The sequence below is a fragment of the Streptomyces sp. 8L genome, from assembly GCF_020176795.1.
Taxonomy (GTDB): Bacteria; Actinomycetota; Actinomycetes; order Streptomycetales; family Streptomycetaceae; genus Streptomyces.
This window is the reverse complement of the sequence record NZ_JAIUKE010000573.1, coordinates 1-6,427: the sequence shown is the minus strand read 5'-3', so window position 1 is coordinate 6,427 and position 6,427 is coordinate 1. Positions and strand designations below refer to the sequence as shown.

4 protein-coding genes and 1 pseudogene are annotated in these 6,427 nt (G+C 76.3%); 1 reads left to right on the top strand and 4 read right to left on the bottom strand.

From position 1 onward, the window contains the following. Together LCE31_RS34650 and LCE31_RS34645 are read right to left on the bottom strand one after the other, a co-directional pair. Positions 1–214, bottom strand: a pseudogene (locus tag LCE31_RS34650) (hypothetical protein); the annotation flags it as partial. A 149-nt stretch (positions 215–363) separates the two neighbouring features. Then, a complete protein-coding gene (locus LCE31_RS34645) occupies positions 364–1,266 on the bottom strand; it encodes a helix-turn-helix transcriptional regulator (protein ID WP_225021628.1) in 903 nt (300 codons plus the stop codon). 200 nt (positions 1,267–1,466) lie between these two features. Between LCE31_RS34645 and LCE31_RS34640 the strand changes: the two genes are divergently transcribed. Further along, a complete protein-coding gene (locus LCE31_RS34640) occupies positions 1,467–3,632 on the top strand; it encodes a tetratricopeptide repeat protein (RefSeq protein WP_225021626.1) in 2,166 nt (721 codons plus the stop codon). Here LCE31_RS34640 and LCE31_RS34635 read toward each other — a convergent pair. Both LCE31_RS34635 and LCE31_RS34630 read right to left on the bottom strand, forming a co-directional pair. Continuing rightward, the gene (locus LCE31_RS34635) at positions 3,604–5,349 is read right to left on the bottom strand and encodes a hypothetical protein (RefSeq protein WP_225021624.1); all 1,746 of its coding nucleotides are present in this window, start codon (positions 5,347–5,349) and stop codon (positions 3,604–3,606) included. The genes LCE31_RS34640 and LCE31_RS34635 overlap by 29 nt on opposite strands. Positions 5,350–5,404: 55 nt before the next feature. Then, positions 5,405–6,193 (bottom strand): IclR family transcriptional regulator domain-containing protein, encoded by a 789-nt coding sequence (locus LCE31_RS34630; RefSeq protein ID WP_225021622.1) that lies wholly within the window; start codon positions 6,191–6,193, stop codon positions 5,405–5,407. Positions 6,194–6,427 lie beyond the last annotated feature (234 nt).

Here is a 6,427-nt window from a genome sequence, read left to right as displayed (position 1 = left end):
GGGGGGGGGGGGGGGGGGGGGGGGGGGGGGGGGGGGGGGGGGGGGGGGGCCCCCCGCCGGGGGGGGGGGGGGGGGGGCCCCGGGAGCCGGGCCGGATGTGCGCGGGCCGGGTGACGGCGGCTGCCGGCGGTGCCGCAGGCAGCAGGACCAGCAGGCCGGTGGCGAGAGCCGCCGTCCCGGTGAGCGCGGAGCGCGTCGCGGATCTGATGAGCATTCAGCCACGGTAGGAACGGCACGGTGCGCCCGCACCGCCACGTGAGCCGACCGGACGTACGCCCGCCCGAAGGCGCGGCCACCCGGCTGACACCACCGGCGTACGCCGAGGGCGCGGCCCCCCCCGGGACCGCGCCCTCCGCCGCCCCGTCACAGTCCGGCGGGCTCCTGCTCCTGGCCCTCGCCGTACGCCTGCCGGGTCTCCGCCACCGGGAACGGCATCGTCTCGGTGCCTATCACCCCGAGCAGGTCCAGCGCCTCGGCCGCGGGACTGGACGGCGCGGCCGACTGGGCGATGATCCGCAGGTCGCAGCCGGGGACCGTGATGACGTCGCAGTCGACGTCGACGGTGCCTATGTCCGGGTGACGGACGGTGACGGACTCGCTCTCGTGGGAGCCGGTGTACCGGGACGTCCACAGCTCGGCGAACCGGCTGTTCTCCCGGCGCAGCGCCGAGACGAGCGCACGCAGTTCGACATCGGTCGGATAGCGGGCCGCCGCCGCCCGCAGATCGGTCACGAGGGCCGTCTCGAACCGGGCCGCCGCTTCCGCCGGACGGGTGACGCGGCTCGGCGCCGCGGTGAAGTGCCGCCAGGCCACGTTCCTGCACGGACCGGCGAGGGACGGGACGGGATCGCCGAGGAGGGCGGCCCACAGCGGGTTCCACGCGATGAGGGACCACGCGGCGTCGTGGACGCCGACGGCCGTCCCCGCCATCCCGTCCAGCATGCGCCGCACACTCGGCGGCACCCGCCGCGGTACCTGGTCGGTGGCCGGCGGGGCATGCCCCGCCAGCAGGAACAGATGGCGCCGCTCCACGTCGTCCAGGCCGAGCGCCCGCGCGAGCGCGGCCAGCACCTGGGACGAGGGCGTGGTGGCCCTGCCCTGCTCCAGTCGGGTGATGTGGTCGACAGACAGTCCGGTCAGCCGCGCCAGCTCCGCCCGCTCCATGCCGCGGTCCCCGGCGCCGTCCCGCGGCACTCCGGCCCCGGCGGGTGCGATCCGGTCACGCCAGCGATGCAGTGCCGCGCCCAGCTCTCCATGTCGGGTCATGGCCCCAGTATCGGCGGCGGAGCCCTGGCCTGCTCGGCGTCCGCGGGGCGGCCACGCTGCGCGACGACCTCACCCAGGGTGAGCTCGCGTGCGCTCCGGCTCCCCGTCGTCGCGCTCCGTGTCGCCAAGTGACCCCGCACGGCGCCGTTTCGGCATACCGTTGCTCCACAGCGCGCGGAGCGGAGCGGGGGAGCGGGACCATGGACCTCATCTCGATCACGGCGATCAACGCCGTGCTGGGCACGGTCGGTTCGGGGATGGCCAACGAGGCGGGGAAGTGGGCCTGGGAGACGCTCGGCGGGATGGTGCGGCGCACACTGGGCAGCGAGACCCGCGCCCCGGCCGGCGGCGCCCAGACCGAGACGCTCGCCGCCGCCCTGTACCGCGTGCTCGCCGACGACCCCGCCGCGGCCCGTGAATGGAGCGAGCTGATCCAGGTGGTGCGCGCGCCCGAGGTGGTCTTCCGGCAGCCGGAGACACCGCCGGGACCCCGCTTCTTCATGGACCACGAGGCCGAGATGAAGGCACTCGACAAGGAGGCGCGCCGCAGGTACGGCGGCACGCCCCGGGTCGCCGCCGTACTCGGTGCCGCGGGCATGGGCACCACCGCGCTCGTCCAGTGCTACGCGGCCAGGAGCGCGAAGCTGTTCCCCGACGGAAAGGCGTATGTCGACCTGCGCGGCGGCTCCACCGCGACGGCGCTGGACCCGGCGGTCGCGCTGCGCCAACTCCTCCTGGAGATCGGGGTGGAGGCGCCCCACATCCCGCCCACGCCCGAGGACAGGGGTCGGCTCTTCCGGCGGCTCGTGGCGGACCGCCGGCTCCTCGTCGTCCTGGACCACGCGCACTCCGCCGCGCAGGTACGGCGGCTGATCGTGGGAGCGCCGGGGGTCCTCACCGTGATCGTGGCGCGCGGCCCGCTGCCCGGAGTCGACGCCGTTCCCGTAGAGGTGGGGCCGCTGCCCGAGAAGCACAGCAGGGCGCTGCTCGCCGCCGTCGTCCCCGCCCTTGCGCTGGACGCGGCGGCCGATCTCGTGCCCTCGGTCCTCGCGGAGTGCGGGGGCTCGCCGTACGCGCTGCGTGCCGCCGCCCCGCGGCTGCTCGCGGCCGGCCGCGGACGGCGGACGGGCCCCGCGGCGCCGACCGGTGCCGACGATCCCGTGACGGGCGCGGCCGAGCGCGCCTACCGGGCGCTGGAGCCCGCGGCGGCGCGCGCCTACCGGCTGCTCGCGCTGCGCCCCTGGCCCGCGTTCGGCACCGCGATGGCCGCGCACACCCTCCAGCTGGCCGAGGACGAGATCGCTCCGCTGCTCGACGCGCTGGTGGCCGCCCAGTTGCTCCAGGACCCGGACGTCGGCAGGTACCGCTACCGGCCCGAGGTCCGTGCCCACGCCGAGCGTACGGCGGCGGAGGAGGACGGCATCGCGGCCTGCTCGGCGGCCGTCGGCCGAAGCGTCGACTGGTACCTCTCGTTCGGGGTGCGGGCCCGCAAGTCCGCGCTGAAGGGCGGCTGGACGGTCGGACCGCTCTACGAGAGCCTGTCCGCCGGGCCCTACCCCGACGAGGGCCGGGCGCTCGAAGCGCTCGGCTCCGAGCTCGGCAACCTGGTCCAAGCGGTGGCGGCCGCCGCCGAGTTCGGCCGCGCGGAAGCGGTCTACCAGCTCGTACAGGCCATGTGGCCGGTCCAGTTGAAGGCCGGCCGGCACGACGAGGTGCTGCCCGCGCTGCGGGACGGCGTACGGATCGCGGGCCTGCACGACCCCCGCTCGCGGTACGCGGGCCGGGCGCACTCCCTGCTCGGGCTCGACCTGATGGAGCTGCGCCAGTACGACGAGGCCGAGGCGCAGTTCCTGGCGGCGGCGGCCGCGGAGGAGGCGGCGGGCCACCCGCGCGGCTGGGCCTCGGCCGTCGAGTCGCTCGGGCTGATGCGCCTGCGGCAGTGGCGCTACCAGGAGGCGTACGCGTGCTTCGAGCGCGCGGACCGCATCCTGGACGGGATCGCGCCGGGAGACGAGGGGTGGCGGGACGTGCCGCGTGCCCGGCTGCTGCTGGTCCGCCACCGCGGCAGGGCCCTGAGCGGCCTGGGCCGCCACGAGGAGGCGCGTGAGCTGTTGACCGGCGCGCTGAACGGTTTCCGGGGCCTGGCCGACGCCCCGTACGACGCGGTCGACGACCCCTACAACACCGCCCGCACGCTGTGCGACCTCGCCGTCAACGAGCGGGAGGCGGGGGAGGCGGATACGGCGCTCGCCCGTCTCGACGAGGCCGTGCCGCTGCTGACCGCGGAGGGGGCGACCCTGCATCTGCGGGAACTGGCGAGGGTGCGGGCCCTGTGCGTCAGCGCCCTGGAGCGGGGCCGGGACTGACGCGGGCGTGGTGCACGCTCCCGCCGGTCACCACGGTGAGCCCGGCGGCGAGCGCTTCCGGCCGCGCGCCGCCCGCGAGCACCGCGTACAGGGCGGAGGCGTAGACGCCGGGTTCCGGGCCCGCCGGGTCGGCGGTGACGGCGAACTCGCGCCCCGCGCGGTCCACGGCCACGCAGGTGCCGGGCCCCGTGACATACGCGGCGAGCGCGCAGCCCGGATGGCGCTCGTGCACCTCGGCCGCCCATCCGGCGGGACCGCCGAAGCGCGGGTCGTCGGCCGCGCCGTGGCGCAGGATCACATCGGCCAGGCCGAGACGCCCGGGATCGAGGGTGTCCTCGTCCACGGCGGTGTGCCGCGAACCGCCGCCGCGCGGTTCACGCGCAGGATCGGCGTACCGGGCGACCTCGACCTCGCGGGGTCCGCGCACCCGGGTCAGCACCCGCAGCGGCGCAGTGCGGACCGCCGCCTCGTACGGCGGCAGCGGCAGCGGGTCGCGCAGCGCGGGGCCCGGCGGCTCGGGCACACCGAGCCGCCCGTAGAAGTGGCGCCGCAGCAGCGCGGCGGAGCGGCCGGGCGCCGACGACACCAGGCGTCCGGGACCGGCCGGCCGCCGGTGGCCGCCGATCAGCGCGTCGAGCTGACCGAGCAGGGGAGCGCCCGGCGCCAGACGGGGCGCCTGACGGGCGAACGCCGCGACCGGTGAGGCCGGGTCGAGCCGGTCGGGCGCGTCGGCGGCCAGCAGGACGGGGGTGCCCAGGGCCGCCGCGTAGTAACTCACCGAACCGAAGTCCCCGATCACGGCGTCCGCCGCGACGAGCGCCTGCCGCCACCCCTCCAGCGGGTCGACGAGGACGAGGCCCCCGCGCACGGCGCCGTCCAGCCACGCCCTGACCTGCCCGGGGCCGTGTCCGTGCCAGATGTTGGGGTGCAGGACGGCGGCGATCCGGTATTCGTCGGCGGGCAGCTCCGAGGCCAACCTGGGCAGCAGGGACGGCAGTACGTCGGCCGCGCCGCCGTCCCCGAACAGCGACTCCGGGTTCCAGGTGGAGTTGAGGACCACGAGCCGCTGGCCGGCGCGCACATCCAGGGCGCGGCGGAAGCGCGCCCGGTACTGCCGTGCGCCGAGCAGCCTGTCGTAGCAGGGGTCGCCGGCGAGCAGGGCGGTCGGCAGCGCTTCCGGGCAGGCCGCGCGCAGCCGGTCCCGCTGCTCCGGATGCGACAGGACGAGCGTGTCGGCCACGGTGGCGCCCTGGTGCAGCAGCCAGTCGGGGGAGAGGCCGAAGACCGGGGCCTGGCCCTGCGGCGCGTCGGGCGCGGACTGTCCGCCGCCCGGCGCCGCCAGCCGCTTGTTGTAGCCGACGCCGTGCGAGAGGACCGTCAAGGCACCCTTGAGCGCGTGCAGTTCGCCGCCGAAGCTCGCCGAGACCGCCAGGTCCACCGGCAGCGCGAGCGCCTGCTCCCACGGCACCACGGGGACGCCCACCGCCGCGAGCAGCTCCGCCACCCCGGACCGGAACGGCGACGATCCCGTACAGGTGGCGAGGAGTTGGACGCGCAGGTCGTCACGGAAGAGGGGGAGGACGTCGAGCAGGCGGGTCGCGGAGGTGACGTTGTGGACCACCAGCAGGACCAGTTTGCACCGGCCACGGGTCGTCCACCGGACGGCTTCCGCGCCCACGGGGACCCGGAGCCAGCCGTCCCGCCCGTCCCCTCGCATGCGCGGTCTCCCCTGTCGTCGAGCCCTGCCCGTACCGCCGCCCGTACGCCGCCGCTCAGCGGCGGGGCGCCGCGACCGCCAGGTCGGCCTCGATACGGGCGACCGCCGCCAGCAGGCGGGGCAGCAGGTCCTCGCGGACGGACTCGACCGAGTGACGGCTCGCGTGGACCGGGATGTTGACGGCCGCGACCACCGTACCCGCGCCGTCGCGCACCGGTGCCGCGACCGACCGCAGGCCGGCCTCCAGCTCCTGGTCCACGATCGCGTAGCCCTGGTCCCTGATCATGTCCAGTTCCGCGCGCAGCAGTTCCGTCGAGACGATGGTGCGCTCGGTGAGCGCCGCGAGCCGGCCGCGCCGCACGGCCTCGTCGGTGCGCTCCGGCGGCAGGTGCGCGATCATCACCCGCCCCACCGAGGTCGCGTACGCGGGGAAGCGGGTGCCGACCGTGATGGTGGTCGTCATGATCCGGCTGACCGGCACCCGGGCCACGTAGACGACGTCGTCGCCGTCCAGCACGCACAGCGAGGACGACTCGTGGACCTCCGCGACGAGCCGTTCCAGGTGCGGCTGCGCGATGTCGGGGAGGGAGAAGCTGGAGAGGTAGGCGTAGCCGAGTTCGAGGACGCGCGGGCTGAGGCGGAACGCGCGCCCGTCCGTGTGCACGTAGCCGAGGTCCGCGAGGGTCAGCAGGAAGCGGCGCGCGGCGGCGCGCGTCAGGTCGCAGGCGCGTGCCACCTCGCTGAGTGTCAGCTCCGGGTGGTCGGCGTCGAAGGCGCGGATCACCGCGAGTCCGCGCTCGAAGGAGCGGACGAAGTGGGGTTCGCGCTCCTGCGCGGCGCTCATCGCTCGCCTCCGTGGTCCGGCCCCGCGGGGGCCCGCCCCCTGGTCCGCCGCGCGGTTGCGGCGCCCGCCGGGCCGGCGGGTCGAGGGGCACGCCCGATTCTCTCAGGAGTCCGGGGCCGCACGCGGGGGGGGGGGGCCCCCGCCGGGGGCCCCCCCCCGGGGCGCGCGACACAGGACCTCTGAAAGGAAACCCCTGTGCAAGCAACGATGATCGCACGAACCCGGACGCCGCAC

Bases quoted from the DNA above. Each gene is read 5' to 3' on its own strand.
- LCE31_RS34645 (WP_225021628.1), bottom strand. From the start codon at position 1,266: ATGACCCGACATGGAGAGCTGGGCGCGGCACTGCATCGCTGGCGTGAC.
- LCE31_RS34640 (WP_225021626.1), top strand. From the start codon at position 1,467: ATGGACCTCATCTCGATCACGGCGATCAACGCCGTGCTGGGCACGGTC.
- LCE31_RS34635 (WP_225021624.1), bottom strand. From the start codon at position 5,349: ATGCGAGGGGACGGGCGGGACGGCTGGCTCCGGGTCCCCGTGGGCGCG.
- LCE31_RS34630 (WP_225021622.1), bottom strand. From the start codon at position 6,193: ATGAGCGCCGCGCAGGAGCGCGAACCCCACTTCGTCCGCTCCTTCGAG.